Here is an 18,173-nt window from a genome sequence, read left to right as displayed (position 1 = left end):
TAGGAATGGGTTGATCTTGTTTAGTAAAATTTTGATTTTAGCATGCAGATAGTCATTTGAAATAGTCACTGGTAGAAATATTGATATACTTTCAATTGAGATATTTCTTATATGATTTTCCCTCGTTTGTGTAATCTTATAATGATGAATATCTGTATTTTTACGGATTGCTCTGGCTGTAAGAGTTACTGATAATGCCAGATTTCTTACACTATTAATTATGCTGAGATAATGAATTTGAATCAAATCGCTACGATTGAAGCCATTGATATTTCATATGGTTTTTCGAACAGTAAAGCTAACCAGAAAACGATTTCAGACATCACTCTTTCTATTTTTCCAGGTGAATTTACTTTGATTAATGGGGATCTCTGTTCAGGAAAAAGTACTTTACTGGCAATGATTTCTGGGTTATTGCCTCTCGATGGAGGAAAAATATTAATTGCTGATAACGAGTTGGGGAGGCTGAATAACTTCGAGTTAGATAGATTCCATTTGATGAATTGTGGTTTTATCTTTCAAAGAATTAATTTATCTAATGAACTTACGGTCTTGGATAATTTGCTATTATCTCTCTCTTGTGGAATCACGACTTCTCATCAGGAAGCAATAGTCAGAGCAACTAAGGCACTCAATATTGTTGGCCTGAAACACAAGAAAGATATATATCCCAAGGAATTGCGTGATAATGAAAAACAACGGCTGGCAATAGCTAGTGCCATTGTGAAAAGCCCTCGGTATTTGTTTGCTGACGAGCCAACCCGTCATCTTAATAATTATGACTGTCAAACAGCTATTGATATCTTAGGTTTTATTGCTCATAACCAAAGAGGTACGGTTGTTGTGGCTTCACAGGATAATAGGCTTCTCAAACATGCCGATCGTATTATTACTTTGAAAGGAGGAAAGATTATCCATGATACGTATCTTACACATAACATAATGAATAAGACTATGAGTTTATATCTAAATAATTGAGTGGAAAACGGCCTGTTGCCAGGCCATTTTCAATATGATTATTTGCTGATTCTCTTATATTTAATGCGATGCGGTTCCAGTGCTTCTGCTCCGAGAGTCCGCTTCTTATAGTCTTCGTATTCACTAAAGTTACCTTCAAAGAAAGTGACTTTACCTTCATCTTGATAATCAATGATGTGGGTTGCGATACGATCAAGGAACCAACGATCATGGGAAATAACCATTGCACAACCTGGGAACTCCAGCAAGGCGTTTTCCAGTGCGCGCAAAGTTTCAATGTCCAGGTCGTTGGTTGGTTCATCGAGCAACAGCATGTTACCGCCGACTTGCAGCAGTTTAGCCAAATGCAGTCGTCCTCTTTCACCACCAGACAATTCACCGACACGTTTACCTTGATCAATACCTTTGAAGTTAAAACGGCCAACATAGGCACGACTTGGTAGCTCAAAATTACCGATACGCATGATATCTTGGCCGCCGGAGATCTCTTCCCAAACGGTTTTCTTATCATCCATGTTGTCACGGAACTGATCGACAGAAGCGAGTTTGACGGTTTCACCTAATGTGATGGTGCCGGAATCGGGTTGTTCCTGGTTGGAGATCATACGGAACAGGGTAGATTTACCTGCACCGTTAGGCCCGATAATCCCGACAATCGCTCCTTTAGGCAGAGAGAAGTTCAGATTATCAATCAGAACCCGGTCGCCATAGGATTTGGTTAGATTTTCCACTTCCAGAATTTTGTCGCCCAGGCGTGGCCCAGGTGGAATGAACAGCTCGCTGGTTTCGTTACGTTTCTGGTATTCAACGCTATTTAATTCTTCAAAACGGGCCAGACGTGCTTTACCTTTTGCCTGACGGCCTTTCGGATTTTGGCGAACCCATTCCAGCTCTTTCTCAATGGATTTACGGCGTGCAGCTTCTGTTGCGGCTTCTTGAGCCAGACGAGCATCTTTCTGTTCCAGCCATGAAGAGTAGTTACCTTCCCACGGAATGCCTTCACCACGATCAAGTTCCAGAATCCAGCCAGCAACGTTATCAAGGAAGTAACGGTCGTGGGTAATTGCAACCACGGTACCTTCGTAATTGTGCAGGAAGCGTTCTAGCCAAGCGACAGATTCGGCGTCAAGATGGTTAGTGGGTTCGTCCAGTAGCAGCATGTCGGGTTTTTCCAGCAGTAAGCGGCAGATTGCCACACGGCGGCGTTCCCCTCCAGAGAGATGCTCGATTTTTGCATCCCACGGCGGCAGACGCAGGGCATCAGCGGCACGTTCAAGCTGGTTATCAAGGTTATGACCATCGTGGGATTGAATAATCGCTTCCAGCTCACCTTGCTCTTTAGCCAGTTTGTCAAAATCAGCATCAGGATCAGCATAGGCTGCGTAAACTTCATCCAAACGGGTCAGCGCGTGTTTTACCTCACTAACGGCTTCTTCCACTGCTTCGCGGACAGTATATTCAAGGTTTAATTTAGGCTCCTGCGGTAGATAGCCAATTTTAATTCCTGGTTGTGGTCGGGCTTCTCCTTCGATATCGTTATCGATGCCGGCCATAATGCGCAATAAGGTAGACTTACCGGCGCCATTAAGACCAAGAACCCCAATTTTTGCTCCCGGAAAGAAACTCAAGGAGATATTTTTCAGAATATGGCGCTTCGGGGGAACAATTTTACCAACCCGATGCATGGTGTAGACATATTGAGCCACGTTGCTATAAGCCTCGCTATCTCTGATGGTGATAATGCCTGTTTTGCGAAGCAAGTCGCATGGACAGGGCGCGTTGATACCTGATTATATCCGTTTAGGTTGTTGATGTTCATCTGAATATGATTTGTCACAGTTTACCCGATTTAAGTTAATAAACTCTATACCCGTTATCTTTCAAGTTGCCTCTTTGTTGGCTGCGCTCGCTCACCCCGGTCACATCGTTATCTATGCTCCCGGGGATTCACTCTCTTGCCGTCGCGATGCATCTTGAAATCCATAGTGTATATAACCCAATTGCCCGAATAAGATGATCCTAGGTTGAATTTGTTAAAGTGAATCAATTCATTGGATAAAAAACTTACCTGTTCTGGATATGTAGTTAGATATTTCATCATAGGGTGAATTAATGTGGTAAGCGGTGGTAATTATATTATTATGCTGTTTATGCATTCGTAATATTAACCTATTTGATTTGATCTCCGGGAGGAGCGTGATAATGGCTAAATGGCAATGCCTTACGATGGCTATAGGGTTGATTTTTATCTCTGTAGCCGTAAATGCTGATTCTCTGGAAAATCAGCGACAGAGATATCAGCAGATTAAGCAAGCGTGGAATGTCAGCGATAGGGCTGAAGTTGCGAGACTGATGCCCACATTGAAAAACTATCCTCTTTATCCTTATCTGCAATACCGGGAACTGGCTCAGGATCTGTCACTTGCCACCCCGACGCGGATTCGTGATTTTATTGATCGTCACCCCAATCTGCCTCCCGCACGTTCTTTATCATCCCGTTTTATCAATGAACTTGCACGCCGCGAAGAGTGGCGCGAGCTACTGGCGTTCACCTCTACTGCACCGAAATCGATTACCGCCCGCTGTCATTACTATTTTGCTAAATGGGCTACAGGTGAGGAGCAGATTGCCTGGCAGGGAGCGAAAGAAGTTTGGTTGAATGGGCGTTCTTTACCAGACAGTTGCGATAAATTATTTGATGTTTGGCAGCAAACAGGCCATTTATCAGTAAAACTGATATTACAGCGTATTAGTCTCGCGTTAAAAGCGGGCAATACATCATTAGTCAGTTACCTCGCTAAACAGTTACCACAGGGATACAAAAGTATCAGTGAAGGTCTGATTAAGTTGCAGAATGATCCGGTTACCGTAACAGACTTTGCTGATCATACCGGGCCGACTGATTTTAGCCGTGTAGCCACTTTAGCGGCTTTTTCGCGTTTCGCACGTCAAGATCCGGAGCAGGCAAGAGTGATCATCCCATCAATTGTCAGAGTGCAAAAGATGACTGCAAGTGAACGTCAGCGATTAAAAGATATTGTTGCCTGGCAGTTAATGGGTGATGTGAGTGATGAACAGGAAAAGTGGCGTGATGGTGTGATCCGCGATAGCCAATCTGTTGCATTGCTTGAGCGTCGTGTTCGTTTGGCGTTGGGTCATGCAGATGAGCGTGGTGTGGCTCAATGGATAAAATTGCTACCGTTAGAGAACCAAGACAAAGAGGAATGGCGTTATTGGCGAGCTAACATTCTATTGGCGCAGGGTAATAAAAGTGAAGGTGAGGCAATATTGCGTCAGCTAACAGAAGGCCGTGGTTTTTATCCAATGGTTGCTGCGCAGAAACTGAATGTCAGCTATCCGCTGATGATGAATAGCGCAAAAAAGCCAGATGCTGCTATTGCTTCAATACCCGAAGTACAGAGAGTAAGAGAGTTGCTATATTGGCAAATGGATAGCCTTGCTCGCATAGAGTGGAGTTACTTGGTCGCCAGCCAAGATAAATTAAAACAACAGCAACTGGCGCGTTATGCTTTCGATCAAAAATGGGCGGCGCTTAGTGTACAGGCGACAATAACCGGAAAAATGTGGGACTACCTTGAAGAGCGTTTTCCATTGGCATGGCGGCGGGAATTTAGTCACTTCACGGCAAATAAAGGGATTTCTCAAAGTTATGCAATGGCGATAGCCCGTCAGGAAAGTGCCTGGAATCCGCAAGCTAATTCGCCAGTTGGGGCAATTGGGTTGATGCAAGTGATGCCAGAAACGGCGCAAGATACGGTTAAGCAAAATGGAATCCAAGGATATATAAACAGTAGCCAACTTATAAACCCGCTGACGAATATCGAAATCGGTACTGCTTATCTCGAATCGGTTTATCAGCGCTTTGGTAATAATCGGATACTGGCCAGCGCTGCTTATAATGCCGGACCGACTCGTGTAGATCGCTGGTTATCTAACAGTGGTGGGCGATTAGATGCGATAGCTTTTATTGAAAGTATTCCATTTTCTGAAACCCGCAATTATGTCAAAAATGTTTTGGTTTATGATGTCTTCTACACTTATTTCATGGGTAAGTCATCAAATGTATTGACTGACGCTGAATGGCAAAGGCGTTATTGATATGTAGCAAACTATGTTATGCTGATGTACTAGTTAAATAGTATGATGACTGATTAATTATGACGACAAATCATCTGACAGACCCGGCACTTTCGCCGCAAGATCATGAAGATTGGCAATGTTTTGTGACATTACTCCAACAGGCTTTTGCTGAAAATCTACAGCATCCGATTTTGCAGTTATTATTGACACCAGATGAACGGACAGCACTGGCTACCAGGGTACGCATTATCAAGGAGTTGATGAGTGGAAAAATGAGCCAGCGTGAGCTGAAAAATGAACTTGGAGTGGGTATTGCGACGATTACGCGCGGCTCTAATAGCCTGAAATTTGCTTCAAACGATGTTAAGGTTTGGTTGGAACAGCAATTACTGAAATAGCAGGCCGCCAATTGCGGCCTAGGCGGAATGCTGGTTTAACGGGCGTTCAGCTCTTTATAAATTTCATGATGTACGGGCACTAAAGCCAATATCAGAGCTTGGTGGTACACGCTGGTACGAGTCAGGATGCCATCAGTGAAAAAGCCAATTGCACCCTCTTTCTGATTGATGTTATCAATGCCTGTAAGATAAGCCATTTCATGGCCTAATTCCCGACCTTCGCGGATACCATCAAGAATTTTCTCTGGTAGCATCAGACTGGCTGAACGAGATTCTCCGCGAATTTGCTGATATTCCACAACCATCCAGGCAAATGTCATATCGTCTTCAATACCTGCTTCCACACCGACCCAGAAGTCTGCTTCTGGGCGAACTTGTCTGGCAGCCATGACACGCTGGCGGGCACCAGTGCGGGTTTCTGTGTTACCAATAGGTTGTTGTGGGACGCTACTGTCTACATTGATATCTTCGATTCGATAAGTACCTGGCCCAAAAACATCATCAAAGGCGAGACTAATGGCTTTAATTTTTGCAGGGTTGGTGGTTGCAGCAATAACGTGATACATAATAGATGAGTTATCCTTTGAACGAGTATTTACGCAGTATAACGGAAAATGAAAATGTTACAGGTATATCTTGTTCGTCATGGGGAGTCTGAATGGAACGCAGCACGTCGTATTCAGGGACAATCTGACAGCCCTTTGACTGAAACAGGCGAACATCAAGCCAGATTAGTGGCACAAAGAGTAAAATCTGAAAGTATTACCCATATTATTACCAGTGACCTTGGACGGACACGCCGAACGGCGGAAATCATTGCTGAGGTTTGTGGTTGTGAAATTATTCTGGAGCCACGTTTGCGTGAATTGCACATGGGGGTTCTTGAACGCAGAAATATTGATTCATTAACATCGGAAGAAGAGAAATGGCGTAAGAAAGTCCTTGATGGCACACCTGGGGGACGTATCCCCAAAGGCGAATCTATGGATGAACTGGCTGTGCGTATGAGGGCTGCGCTGGAGAACTGTCGTAATCTGCCTGTTGGTAGCCGACCGCTGTTAGTCAGTCATGGCATCGCTTTGGGATGTTTGGTTGGCACAATACTGGGATTGCCCGCACATGCTGAACGTCGTCTTCGCTTGCGAAATTGCTCTCTGTCCAGAGTGGATTATCAGCACAGTCCGTGGCTAGCGTCGGGCTGGATTGTAGAAACGGCAGGCGATATCACACATCTGGATACGCCCGCACTGGATGAATTACAACGTTAATGTTGGATAGGAATGAGATACTGAAATTCGATGATATGATTCGCCGCTTCCTTGTCTCTATCATTGGTATTGGTAAGATAATATCGCTCGATGTCGTATCCTTTCCTACGTGTCAGGTTTAGCATTGGCAGGCAAATGCCATAGACGGTAAACAGGAAATCTTGTAAGCCATCTTTGGTACCGTAGTAACTAAATGAAACGTATTCTCCAGCCGGTAATGTAACAGGTTGGCTGCCTGCCACATCAAACTGGGCATATTGGGGTTCTACCGCTGTTGTGTACAATACGGTTTGTTCATCTTCTTTTTCTGGATTGGGAGTCGCATGATGAAGGCCATAAAGTACAGGAGGTAACACTTCCGCATTTTTCAGATAGTATGTCCAGAAATTGTGGCGCATTTCAGTACAAAAACTGGACCATTGTTCCAGCGTATAAGAGCAGGTTTGTTCTATACCCACCAGTGATTGTTCCTTTAGTGTGAGATAGGTTGCTTCGGGAATATACCTCTTATCCAGCAATATGGGGGGGCAAATACCCGTGGCGCACCACTCCTCACTGAGACGATAAAGTGCAGGTGTTTTATTAAATTGTTTTTTAAATGCGCGAGTGAAAGTTTGTTGGGAGTCAAACTGGTACTGTAAAGCAATATCCAGAATAGGGCGGCTGGTTAAACGTAAAGCAACGGCTGCCCGTGATAACCTTCTGGCACGGATATAGGAGCCAATAGCCTGGCCGGTAATGTCTTTAAACATACGTTGCAGGTGCCATTTAGAATAACCTGCTTTAGCTGCAACATTATTGAGTGATAACGGTTGATCTAAATGATTATCTAGCCAACGTAATAAATCACGAATGATGCCGGTTTGATCCATACATCTCCTTAGTCGTTAAGACCAGAAAGAACAATATAAGAACCTATACCCGTTATCTTTCAAGTTGCTTCTTTGTTGGCTGCATTCACTCACCCCGGTCACATAGTTATCTATCTCTCGGGGATTCGTTCCCTTGCCGCCGCGATGCATCTTGAAATCCATAGGGTATTACTACTAGGCTATTTTGTTTGCCACTTGAACAGGCTTACAGAGTGAGTAAAACGAATCATTCCTATGTATTGCATATCTGTTCTGGTGTCTGCGTGCTGTTGGTGTTCATAATGTATTGACAAGCGTGGCATTCAACAATAACTCTACTAGATATAAGCACTAAGTGTAAAACAAGTCTTATATTTACAATAGGATACTTGTTCGTATTATTATTTCACTCATTACTTTGTGAAATTATTCTAATAAGTAATTATTGCTATTGGGTGGTATTACCGCCTATTTGGTATCTCGGCGGTGAAATTTTACGCTGAATTAATTAAGGCATGAGACTATATATGTTAAAAATCATAAAGATACTCGTAACAACGACATTGTTGTGTTTACCTGTGGCGGCTCTGGCTGAAGAGATTGGCTCGGTAGACACTGTTTTTAAATTTATCGGGCCTGATCACAAAATTGTCGTGGAAGCGTTTGATGATCCTGATGTTAAAAATGTGACTTGCTACCTGAGTAGGGCAAAAACAGGCGGAATAAAAGGGGGTTTAGGACTTGCGGAAGATACTTCTGATGCGGCTATTTCTTGTCAGCAGGTTGGAGAGATTGAACTAACAGACAAGATTAAAAAGAGCAGCAAAAAAGGTCAGGTAGTTTTCCAGAAGCGAACCTCATTGGTATTTAAAAAACTTCAAGTCGTTCGCTTCTATGATGCAAACCGTAATGCATTAGTCTATTTGACATATTCCGATAAGATGATCGATGGTTCACCGAAGAATGCGATCAGTGCTGTACCCATTATGCCGTGGAAGCCGGTGGAAAATTGAGGGGCAGGATGGGTTCCTACAGGGATATCCCATCCTGTCATTGTTAGAGACCGATAGTTCAGGTTATGCTTCCAAATCACCACAGAAACGATAGCCTTCACCGTGAATGGTGGCGATAATTTCCATCGTATCTGGCGTCGATTCAAAATGTTTACGGATACGACGAATCGTTACATCAACAGTACGGTCGTGAGGTTTCAATTCACGACCTGTCATCTTTTTCAGTAAATCTGCGCGTGTTTGGATTTTGCCTGGATTTTCACAGAAATGAAGCATGGCGCGGAACTCGCTGCGTGGCAATTTATACGGCTCACCAGCCGGGCTTATCAGAGAACGGCTATTGATATCTAATTCCCAACCGTTGAATTTATAACTCTCAACTTGGCGACGTTCCTCGCTGACATTACTCAGATTCATGGTACGAGAAAGCAGGTTGCGGGCGCGAATAGTCAATTCACGCGGATTAAATGGTTTGGTGATGTAATCATCTGCACCGATTTCCAAGCCAAGGATTTTGTCTACTTCGTTATCACGGCCAGTCAGGAACATCAAAGCAACATTTGCTTGCTCTCGCAGTTCGCGGGCAAGTAACAAGCCATTTTTGCCTGGAAGGTTAATATCCATAATCACCAGGTTAATGTCGTTGTTTGACAGAATATGGTGCATTTCTGAACCATCAGTGGCTTCATAAACTATGTACCCTTCAGCTTCGAAAATGCTTTTTAGGGTATTGCGAGTGACAATTTCGTCTTCAACAATCAAAATGTGCGGGGTTTGCATGGTTGCTACCTAGAATCGCTTAAAAATAAATCAGAATGATTCAAACTACTCTTATCTCAGGATATTTACTGGTTATTATTTGTCATCACTGAAATTATAGCCCAAATCAGTAATAACATTTTATTGATATGTTTTACACTGAAAGTAAAAGTTGCTTTTCCTTTGGTGGGTATATACCCAAAAAACTGGTTAAACAGTGTTATGTTAGTCCATTAACAGCAATATAACAGCTTGCAATGCATTTACCATCTAAAAAAACTACCTTTTATTGACGTACATCAAAATTGATTGTAGCACGTTAATATTATTTATATTGGTTATTTTATACCTTGTATTCTGTCATGCAAATGACAAATTTTTGTTAACACATAGAGTGGTTTTGTACGAAAAATAATCCCCCATGAGCTGGGCGGCGAACAAAAATAACTGATTTTTACGAAAAGATAAAATATATTGTTAATTTTGTTAAAAATGGATTTAACAACTAAAAGATTGGGTTCAGTAAGAAATATTTGTTTGTCTTGATGACCATGAAATGAATTATTCCAATGTTAAAAATATCAAAAGCGTAAGATTATTTAGAGAAAATGTTTGACTTTGCGCACAAATTCATTTAACCAATATAGGGTCGAACCCATTAAATAACAGACAGGAACCTATGCGAATTATCAGCCTGAAAACCACAATGATTACCACCACCGGGACCACAGGTTGCGGGGCGGGCTGACGCATATATAAAACAGAGAAAAAAGCCCGCATCCAAATCAGATGCGGGCTTTTTTTTGGCGCGGAATCAGGAGAAAAATGTTAATGCGAGTACTTAAATTTGGAGGAACTTCGGTCGCTAATTACCAGCGGGTGTTGAGCGTTGCCGATATTGCAGAGAAAAAATTTTCTCAAGGCGGGGTCGCGTTGGTGCTTTCTGCTCCGGCAAAAATTACCAATCATTTAGTGGCTATGATTGAAAAAACGGTCGCCGGGCAAGAGATCATTACCCATATGCACGATGCTGAGCAGATTTTTGTTGATTTATTACAGGGGATGGCACAGGCGCAACCCGGTTTTGCTTATGAACGGTTAAAAATGATGGTTGAGCAAGAATTTGCTCAATTGAAACAGGTTCTGCATGGTATTTCGTTACTGGGCCAATGCCCGGACAGCATTAACGCTTCCCTGATTTGTCGTGGGGAAAAACTCTCTATCGCTATCATGGAGTCTGTATTGCAGGCACGTGGTCACAAGGTCACGGTGATTGATCCGGTAGAAAATTTGTTGGCACAAGGTCATTACCTTGAATCTACGGTAGATATCAACGAGTCTACTAAGCGCATTGCTTCTCTGAATATTCCAGATGACCATATTGTCCTGATGGCTGGATTTACGGCTGGAAATGATAAAGGGGAGCTCGTTGTCTTGGGGCGTAATGGTTCTGACTATTCTGCTGCGGTTTTGGCGGCTTGCTTGCGGGCGACATGTTGTGAAATCTGGACTGATGTGGATGGTGTTTATACTTGTGATCCCAGAGTTGTGCCGGATGCACGGTTATTAAAAGGCATGTCCTATCAGGAAGCGATGGAGCTCTCTTATTTTGGTGCCAAGGTATTGCATCCACGGACCATTGCGCCAATTGCTCAATTTCAGATCCCTTGCTTGATTAAAAATACCGCCAATCCAGATGCGCCGGGAACACTGATCGGCGATGGGCAAAAAGATGAAAGTACGCCGGTAAAAGGGATAACCAACCTGAGCAATATGGCAATGATTAACGTATCAGGTCCAGGTATGAAAGGGATGGTGGGGATGGCGGCAAGGGTATTTGCTGTCATGTCCCGCAAAGGGATCTCTGTTGTGCTGATTACTCAGTCATCTTCAGAATACAGTATCAGCTTCTGTGTCCCTCAACGTGAATTGGAACGCGCGCGTCAGGCGCTGAGTGAAGAATTCTATCTTGAGCTGAAAGAGGGGGTGCTTGATCCTTTGGATGTGATGGAAAATCTTTCCATTATCTCGGTTGTTGGCGATGGTATGCGTACCCTGCGTGGCATCTCTGCCCGTTTCTTCTCTGCATTGGCGCGCGGTAATATCAATATTGTTGCCATCGCACAGGGATCTTCTGAACGTTCTATCTCTGCGGTTATCGATAATGAAGTGGCAACAACAGCCGTTCGTTTGTGCCATCAGATGTTATTTAATACCGATCAAGTGATCGAAGTTTTTGTTGTCGGCGTTGGTGGCGTAGGCAGTGTTTTGATTGAGCAGATCCGTCGTCAACAAACATGGTTGAAGCAAAAGCACATTGATTTACGGGTATGTGGTATTGCTAATTCACGGGCCATGTTGACGGACATGAGAGGTATTTGCCTTGATAATTGGCCGCAGTGTTTATCAGAGGCCAAAGAACCTTTTAGTTTGAGCCGCCTGATCCGTTTGGAGAAAGAGTACCATTTGCTGAACCCGGTGATAGTGGATTGTACCTCTAATCAGCAAATTGCTGATCAATACGCTAGTTTCCTGAGAGATGGTTTCAATGTGGTTACGCCGAATAAAAAAGCCAATACTTCGTCGATGGCTTATTATCATCAGATCCGTAAGGCGGCAGAGAAATCTAAACGTAAATTTCTGTATGACACTAACGTAGGCGCTGGTCTGCCTGTTATTGAGAACTTACAAAACTTGCTAAATGCGGGTGATGAATTGGTTCAGTTCAATGGCATTCTTTCCGGTTCTCTCTCCTTTATTTTCGGTATGCTGGATGAAGGAATGTCACTATCTCAGGCGACGTTACTGGCAAAAGAGAAGGGTTATACCGAACCCGATCCGCGTGATGATCTATCTGGTATGGATGTTGCTCGTAAGCTGTTGATCCTCGCCCGAGAATCAGGTTATGAACTTGAATTGGATGATATTGATGTGGAGCCTGTACTGCCAGCTTCCTTTGATAACCGAGGGGATGTGGATGCTTTCCTTGAACGTTTACCCTCTCTTGATCAGGTTTTCAGCCAGCGTGTGGCAGAAGCGAAAGAACAAGAGAAAGTGTTGCGCTATATTGGCGTGATTGAAGATGGCTGTTGTAGAGTGAAAATCGCGGCAGTAGACAGCAATGATCCGCTTTATAAAGTCAAAAATGGCGAAAATGCATTGGCATTCTACACGCGTTACTATCAGCCGATACCGCTGGTACTGCGGGGATACGGAGCAGGTAATGATGTCACTGCCGCAGGTGTTTTCGCCGATATGCTGCGTACTTTGTCCTGGAAACAGGGAGTTTAATTGTGATTAAAGTCTATGCGCCTGCATCTATTGGCAATGTCAGTGTTGGGTTTGATGTACTGGGAGCGGCGGTCTCTCCAGTTAATGGTGCTTTATTAGGTGACTGCGTTACTGTCTGGGCAGCGAAGAGTTTCAGTTTGCGTAATGAAGGGCAGTTTGTGGGGAAGTTACCTGAGAAGCTGGAGCACAACATTGTTTATCAATGCTGGCAATTATTCTGCCAGCATTTGGGCAAACAATTACCAGTGGAAATGACGCTGGAAAAAAATATGCCAATTGGTTCTGGCCTTGGCTCCAGCGCTTGTTCTGTTGTTGCAGGTTTGATGGCACTGAACGAGTTTGCAGGTCTCCCATTTAATGAAAGCCAATTACTGGCAATGATGGGGGAACTGGAAGGACGTATTTCCGGCAGTATTCACTATGATAATGTCGCTCCATGCTATCTCGGCGGTTTGCAACTGATTATGGAACAAGGAGATATTATCTGTCAGCCAGTACCTTCGTTTGATGAGTGGTTATGGGTGATGGCCTATCCGGGCATCAAAGTTTCTACCGCAGAAGCCAGAGCAATTTTACCTGTAAAATATTCGAAGCAGGATGTTATCGATCATGGACGTTTTCTTGCCGGGTTTATTCATGCCTGTCATACACGGCAACCGGCGCTGGCCGCCAGATTGATGAAAGATGTGGTTGCTGAACCGTATCGTACCCAACTGTTACCGGGTTTTGCCAATGCGCGTGAAACAGCAAAACGGGTAGGGGCATTGGCGTGTGGTATTTCTGGTTCTGGCCCGACATTGTTTTCCATTTGTAATGATATAGCGACCGCAGAGGAAATAGCTGAGTGGCTGCAACAGCATTATGTTCAGAATGATGAAGGTTTTGTACACATTTGCCGTCTGGATCTCGCAGGCGCACGACAAATAGGGTAACTAATGAAACTGTATAACTTGAAAGACAACAGCGAGCAGGTGAGTTTTGCACAAGCAGTCAAACAGGGATTAGGCAAACAGCAAGGGCTTTTCTTTCCGCAAGATTTACCCGAATTCAGTCGTGAAGAAATTGACCACCTATTGAAACTGGATTTTGTCACCCGCAGCGGTCGCATTCTCTCCGCGTTTATTGGTGATGAAATTCCGCCAGAACAACTGGCAACACGAATTAAGAGCGCTTTTACTTTTCCGGCACCTGTTACCAACGTGGAAAATGATGTTGCAACATTGGAATTATTCCACGGCCCGACTCTGGCATTTAAGGATTTTGGTGGCCGTTTTATGGCGCAAATATTGGCACAAGTTGCTGGTGAACAGCCAGTAACTATCCTGACTGCGACTTCCGGCGATACAGGAGCAGCAGTAGCGCACGCCTTTTATGGGCTGAATAATGTACAGGTGGTGATCCTCTATCCACAGGGCAAAATCAGCCCGTTACAGGAGAAATTGTTCTGTACCTTGGGCAGTAATATTCACACGGTGGCGATTGATGGCGATTTCGATGATTGCCAGGCGTTGGTTAAACAGGCGTTTGATGATCAGGAGTTGAAACAGGCTCTGTATCTTAATTCAGCTAACTCAATTAACATCAGCCGCTTGTTGGCACAAATTTGCTATTACTTTGAAGCGGTTGCTCAGCTACCAGAAGATAAACGTAAACAACTGGTTATCTCTGTACCGAGTGGGAATTTTGGTGATTTGACCGCGGGTTTATTGGCAAAATCGATGGGATTGCCGGTAAAACGCTTTATCGCAGCCACTAATGTTAACGATACGGTGCCACGTTATTTAACGGATGGAAAATGGTTGCCTCATCAGACCGTTGCCACGCTTTCCAACGCAATGGATGTGAGCCAGCCAAACAACTGGCCACGTATTGAAGCACTGTTCCACCGTAAATCCTGGCCGTTGAGTGAATTGGGATATGGTGTAGTCAGTGATGACGTGACTAAAGAGACGATGAAGGAACTGGCTAAACTCGGTTATATCTCTGAACCTCACGCCGCGGTTGCGTATCGTGTCTTGCGTGATCAATTACAAGAAGGTGAATACGGATTATTTCTTGGTACGGCGCATCCAGCGAAATTTAAAGAGAGTGTGGAGCAGATTCTGGGTGAGGAATTACCATTGCCCAAAGCTTTGGCTGAACGGGCTGATCTGGAGTTGCTATCTCATTACCTACCGGCAGATTTTGCTGAATTACGTACTTTCCTGATGGAAAGAGTGCCTAAATAGCAATGAAAGTGGGCGCCGCACAGATCATGCGGCGTTTATTAATTGGTAGTAAGGTCTTAATGTTGTTCAGGGCGCTTAAATACCAGCTCATTTCCTTTGGATAACGATTCATCAAAGGCGTAGCCATCCAAATTAAACTCCACCAGACGGTCAATTTGCGTTAACTGATTCTGAATAATAAACCGGCTCATTAGCCCACGGGCTTTTTTCGCGTAGAAGCTAATAATCTTATATTTACCGTTTTTCTCATCGAGAAATACCGGTTTAATAATTTTACCGGCTAACTTTTTCGTATTTACAGATTTGAAATATTCATCAGAAGCCAGATTAACCAACACATTATCACCTTGTTGCTCCAGAGCCTCATTGAGTTTTTCTGTGATTAGATCTCCCCAGAAAGCGTAGAGATCTTTACCGCGTTTATTTTCCAGTTTGATCCCCATTTCCAGCCGGTAAGGTTGCATAAGATCTAACGGACGGAGTACACCGTAAAGGCCAGACAAAATCCTCAGATGATCCTGAGCAAAATCAAAATCCTTATCGGAGAAAGATTCAGCCTGCATACCGGTATAAACATCACCTTTAAATGCCAAGATTGCCTGACGGGCATTTAACGGTGTGAAATCAGCATGCCACTCGCCAAAACGAGCGGCATTCAGGCTGGCAAGTTTATCGCTGATACCCATCAAACTCGCAATTTGGGCAGGCGTCAATTCGCGACAAATACTGATTAACTGCTTTGATTGGTTGAGTAATTCTGGTTGACTATATTCTTCCGTGGCAAGCGGGCTTTCATAATCAAGGGTTTTTGCAGGTGAAATAGTAATAAGCATAATATCGTCCCGGTTGTTCAGATGAGGATACTTTAACAGAAGATAGGATAATAAAGAATGAATCACGACGATAGCGGAAACTTTGTGCATGGTATCTATAGGGTAATAAGCTGATAATTTTGTACTTCATTTTGTTGACCGATATTGCTATTAAAGTTAAAAATATTTAAATAATTTATAAAGTTATATTTTGGTTTAATTTTATATATAAATTTAAATAAAGTTTTTTGGCTTATTAAAATATTTATTTTTGTGAATTTGATCTATGTTTCTTGGATTGTAATAGTGTAATTATTCTAAAGGTGAGAGCACTTCTTGCAAATTTGTTTTTTATAAAATTGGAGGAATATACCCTATGGATTTCAAGATGCATCGCGACGGCAAGGGAGCGAATCCCCGGGAGCATAGGTAACTATGTGACCGGGGTGAGGGAGTGCAGCCAACAAAGAAGCAACTTGAAAGATAACGGGTATATACAATATTACCACTTTCTTATGTTAATGAAACGATGCATTTTACAAATGGTTTTGAAAACGTTATTGAAAAAGTGCTTGTAACAAGTGGACGTGGGCGTTCAATTACTTTGTGGCATACCATTATGAGAGCTTGTGTTGAAAGATTTGCAAGAGAAAAGGGAGTTTTTAATTTATCGTTTGGTTACCATTTTGAAGATTTATTTACCAGTATATTTAGAACATATACTTTGGGAATCTTATTAGGTGAGTCGGCTCCATTGAAAACGTGGGGAGAGTTTACGCATGTATCACCATTATGGACAATAACTAAAAAAGAATTGACATTATATCTTAAAATTGTGGCTCCTGAACACCATTCGAAACAGGGATCGCCTACAGACTATGATAGAGGAGATCATAATAGGGATATAAATTATTTTATAGCTGATTTATTATCGGGTGTTTGGCCAGGGTTGGGATTCAATTTTTTTGAGTCACTTGAGCGATTATATAAAAATTATAATGTAGAAAATCCTAAATATGATGTATGTGATAATTGTGGAATTACATATACACATGCTTACGGTGATGATTTTGATAATAGGAAATTTAGGCATGTTTGTAATCATTGTTCTTATTTAATTGAAATCGGGGAAATACCATTAATGAAATCGATTGGGTAAATAAAATATAAATGGGATAAGATATGGAGAATAAAAACAAGCTATTATCCTCTGATATAATATCTATCTTTGGTACAGGAGTAAGTGAAATAGCGCTTCTTTCACTTGTATATTCAATTACCAAGTCGGAGATAGATACGTCTTTAATGGTATCTTTAAGGTTAACAGCGAGTATATTAGTTTTTGTAGTTATTGGCGGGCTAACTGCTCGGTTTAGTATGCGAGCTATTTGTATTTCTTCGGATTTCTTCCGGGCAGTAACAATATTTCTTGCTGTATTTGTCAATAATATATATTTATTATTTTTCATATCTTTCCTGCTGTCATTTTTTTCAGGTTTAAATATATCGATAAGGTCAGTGGCGTACCAAGTATTTGTCAGCTCAGAAGAAAGAGTTGCTTTTATATCAAAGCAACAATTCTATTATGGGTTGCTCTCTATATCTTCTCCATTGATAGCAGGTTTTTTGATAAATATGATTTCAATACGATCCTTATTTCTTATTGAATCAATGTGCTTTATGTTATCAATTATATTTCTCTTTTTTATCAGTGATTGGGGAACTAAAATAAAGGAAAAAGATATTTCTATGAAATATGGTGGTTTAGAATATATTATCAAGAATAATACTCAGAGAAATATATTATTATTCAGGATAAGTATTTTAACTGCAATGGTGTCATACCAAGTGATTTCAACCTATATAATGACTTCTCACTATGCAACAATTGTCTCTTTATTTAGTGAATTATATTCGTTTTCTTTTTCTGATTTAATTGCTTATTTTTCATTTTTAGCTTCTGTTTCGATGTTATTTGGATCTTATTTTTCTAGCTACTATTTCAATATAAGTAAATTAAAAAAATCTTTCTTTCTTGGTTCTCTATTGATTGCAGTTGGGAGTATTCTTTGGGCTATGCCTTTGTCAAAAAGTGTCCTGTTATTTTATACTTTGGGAACTATGCTTATTTTTATCGGACTCTCTTTTTTAAGGATATCTCTCTATACATCAGGGCAAGAGCTGACCCCAGAAAAATATTTTGCGAGAATAATATCGTCTTCGGATGCAATTTCAAGAAGTTACCAGTCAGCCTTTGGTATTATCATAATAGGGTTAATCCCTTTGCTAGGAAGTAGTATTTTATTTCTCTTTTTTGCAATGTGTTCTTTGAGCTCAGTTTTTGTTGCAAAGAAAATAAGTGCTGACGTTGAGAATAAACTCACATTAAAGTAATTTTTTGTGAAAAAATTTATCTTCTAATCCCCGGGAGCATAGTATAACTCTGTGACCGGTGTGAGTGATCGTTTTACCGC

18 protein-coding genes and 1 other annotated feature are annotated in these 18,173 nt (G+C 42.1%); of the genes, 12 read left to right on the top strand and 6 right to left on the bottom strand.

Annotated features, from left to right (window positions below; all coding sequences use genetic code 11):
* Positions 1 to 231 precede the first annotated feature (231 nt).
* The gene (locus AACQ38_RS03320) at positions 232 to 978 is read left to right on the top strand and encodes an ABC transporter ATP-binding protein (protein ID WP_165577397.1); all 747 of its coding nucleotides are present in this window, start codon (positions 232 to 234) and stop codon (positions 976 to 978) included.
* Positions 979 to 1,016: 38 nt separating this feature from the next.
* Here AACQ38_RS03320 and ettA read toward each other — a convergent pair whose 3' ends face one another.
* Positions 1,017 to 2,684: an energy-dependent translational throttle protein EttA gene (ettA, locus tag AACQ38_RS03315; protein ID WP_011144937.1), complete on the bottom strand. Its 1,668-nt coding sequence runs from the start codon at positions 2,682 to 2,684 to the stop codon at positions 1,017 to 1,019.
* Positions 2,685 to 3,180: 496 nt separating this feature from the next.
* Here ettA and sltY point away from each other — a divergent pair, with 496 nt between their 5' ends.
* Complete coding sequence (gene sltY, locus AACQ38_RS03310; protein WP_165577396.1) at positions 3,181 to 5,097, top strand: murein transglycosylase; 1,917 nt, start codon at positions 3,181 to 3,183, stop codon at positions 5,095 to 5,097.
* A 59-nt stretch (positions 5,098 to 5,156) separates the two neighbouring features.
* Complete coding sequence (trpR, locus tag AACQ38_RS03305; protein ID WP_165577395.1) at positions 5,157 to 5,477, top strand: trp operon repressor; 321 nt, start codon at positions 5,157 to 5,159, stop codon at positions 5,475 to 5,477.
* 35 nt (positions 5,478 to 5,512) lie between these two features.
* Here the strand turns inward: trpR and yjjX are convergent, their stop codons facing one another.
* Positions 5,513 to 6,043: an inosine/xanthosine triphosphatase gene (gene yjjX / locus AACQ38_RS03300; protein WP_011144940.1), complete on the bottom strand. Its 531-nt coding sequence runs from the start codon at positions 6,041 to 6,043 to the stop codon at positions 5,513 to 5,515.
* Positions 6,044 to 6,097: 54 nt separating this feature from the next.
* Between yjjX and gpmB the strand changes: the two genes are divergently transcribed.
* Positions 6,098 to 6,745 carry a 2,3-diphosphoglycerate-dependent phosphoglycerate mutase GpmB gene (gpmB, locus tag AACQ38_RS03295; protein ID WP_113026848.1) on the top strand — a complete coding sequence of 216 codons (648 nt, stop codon included), beginning with the start codon at positions 6,098 to 6,100 and terminating at the stop codon, positions 6,743 to 6,745.
* On the opposite strand, the gene robA is transcribed toward gpmB, so the two are convergent.
* Both robA and AACQ38_RS03285 read right to left on the bottom strand, forming a co-directional pair.
* Complete coding sequence (robA, locus tag AACQ38_RS03290; protein ID WP_011144942.1) at positions 6,742 to 7,617, bottom strand: MDR efflux pump AcrAB transcriptional activator RobA; 876 nt, start codon at positions 7,615 to 7,617, stop codon at positions 6,742 to 6,744. The two genes, gpmB and robA, sit on opposite strands and share 4 nt — an antisense overlap.
* A 15-nt stretch (positions 7,618 to 7,632) precedes the next feature.
* Positions 7,633 to 7,767, bottom strand: coding sequence for a hypothetical protein (locus AACQ38_RS03285; RefSeq protein ID WP_274383016.1), 135 nt, complete (start codon positions 7,765 to 7,767; stop codon positions 7,633 to 7,635).
* Between the two features lie 356 nt (positions 7,768 to 8,123).
* Between AACQ38_RS03285 and creA the strand changes: the two genes are divergently transcribed.
* On the top strand, positions 8,124 to 8,609 hold the full coding sequence (gene creA / locus AACQ38_RS03280; RefSeq protein ID WP_011144943.1) for a protein CreA: 486 nt from the start codon (positions 8,124 to 8,126) through the stop codon (positions 8,607 to 8,609).
* Positions 8,610 to 8,672: 63 nt separating this feature from the next.
* On the opposite strand, the gene arcA is transcribed toward creA, so the two are convergent.
* Complete coding sequence (gene arcA / locus AACQ38_RS03275; RefSeq protein WP_011144944.1) at positions 8,673 to 9,389, bottom strand: two-component system response regulator ArcA; 717 nt, start codon at positions 9,387 to 9,389, stop codon at positions 8,673 to 8,675.
* Positions 9,390 to 10,047: 658 nt separating this feature from the next.
* Between arcA and AACQ38_RS24005 the strand changes: the two genes are divergently transcribed.
* From AACQ38_RS24005 to thrC, 4 genes are all read left to right on the top strand, one after another.
* Positions 10,048 to 10,116 carry a thr operon leader peptide gene (locus AACQ38_RS24005; RefSeq protein WP_109791942.1) on the top strand — a complete coding sequence of 23 codons (69 nt, stop codon included), beginning with the start codon at positions 10,048 to 10,050 and terminating at the stop codon, positions 10,114 to 10,116.
* Positions 10,055 to 10,174: a sequence feature (Thr leader region), on the top strand. (Overlaps the previous gene by 62 nt.)
* A 25-nt stretch (positions 10,175 to 10,199) precedes the next feature.
* Entirely contained in the window at positions 10,200 to 12,659 is a 2,460-nt protein-coding gene (gene thrA / locus AACQ38_RS03270) for a bifunctional aspartate kinase/homoserine dehydrogenase I (protein ID WP_165577394.1), read from the top strand.
* A gap of 2 nt (positions 12,660 to 12,661) precedes the next feature.
* Entirely contained in the window at positions 12,662 to 13,591 is a 930-nt protein-coding gene (gene thrB / locus AACQ38_RS03265; protein ID WP_109791303.1) for a homoserine kinase, read from the top strand.
* A 3-nt stretch (positions 13,592 to 13,594) separates the two neighbouring features.
* Positions 13,595 to 14,887, top strand: a complete 1,293-nt coding sequence (gene thrC, locus AACQ38_RS03260) for a threonine synthase (RefSeq protein ID WP_165577393.1) — start codon at positions 13,595 to 13,597, stop codon at positions 14,885 to 14,887.
* 56 nt (positions 14,888 to 14,943) lie between these two features.
* On the opposite strand, the gene yaaA is transcribed toward thrC, so the two are convergent.
* Positions 14,944 to 15,720, bottom strand: coding sequence for a peroxide stress protein YaaA (gene yaaA / locus AACQ38_RS03255; protein WP_165577392.1), 777 nt, complete (start codon positions 15,718 to 15,720; stop codon positions 14,944 to 14,946).
* A gap of 323 nt (positions 15,721 to 16,043) precedes the next feature.
* Between yaaA and AACQ38_RS03250 the strand changes: the two genes are divergently transcribed.
* From AACQ38_RS03250 to AACQ38_RS03240, 3 genes are read left to right on the top strand one after another with little or no spacing between them, the layout of a single operon-like run.
* On the top strand, positions 16,044 to 16,277 hold the full coding sequence (locus tag AACQ38_RS03250) for a hypothetical protein (RefSeq protein ID WP_207631771.1): 234 nt from the start codon (positions 16,044 to 16,046) through the stop codon (positions 16,275 to 16,277).
* Positions 16,229 to 16,858, top strand: coding sequence for a hypothetical protein (locus tag AACQ38_RS03245; protein ID WP_165577390.1), 630 nt, complete (start codon positions 16,229 to 16,231; stop codon positions 16,856 to 16,858). The genes AACQ38_RS03250 and AACQ38_RS03245 overlap by 49 nt, the downstream gene beginning before the upstream one ends.
* 23 nt (positions 16,859 to 16,881) lie before the next feature.
* Positions 16,882 to 18,093: an MFS transporter gene (locus tag AACQ38_RS03240; RefSeq protein WP_165577389.1), complete on the top strand. Its 1,212-nt coding sequence runs from the start codon at positions 16,882 to 16,884 to the stop codon at positions 18,091 to 18,093.
* Positions 18,094 to 18,173: the final 80 nt, after the last annotated feature.

The sequence above is a fragment of the Photorhabdus sp. RW14-46 genome, from assembly GCF_963887965.1.
GTDB lineage: Bacteria > Pseudomonadota > Gammaproteobacteria > Enterobacterales > Enterobacteriaceae > Photorhabdus > Photorhabdus laumondii.
This window is presented reverse-complemented; position numbering and strand designations above follow the sequence as displayed.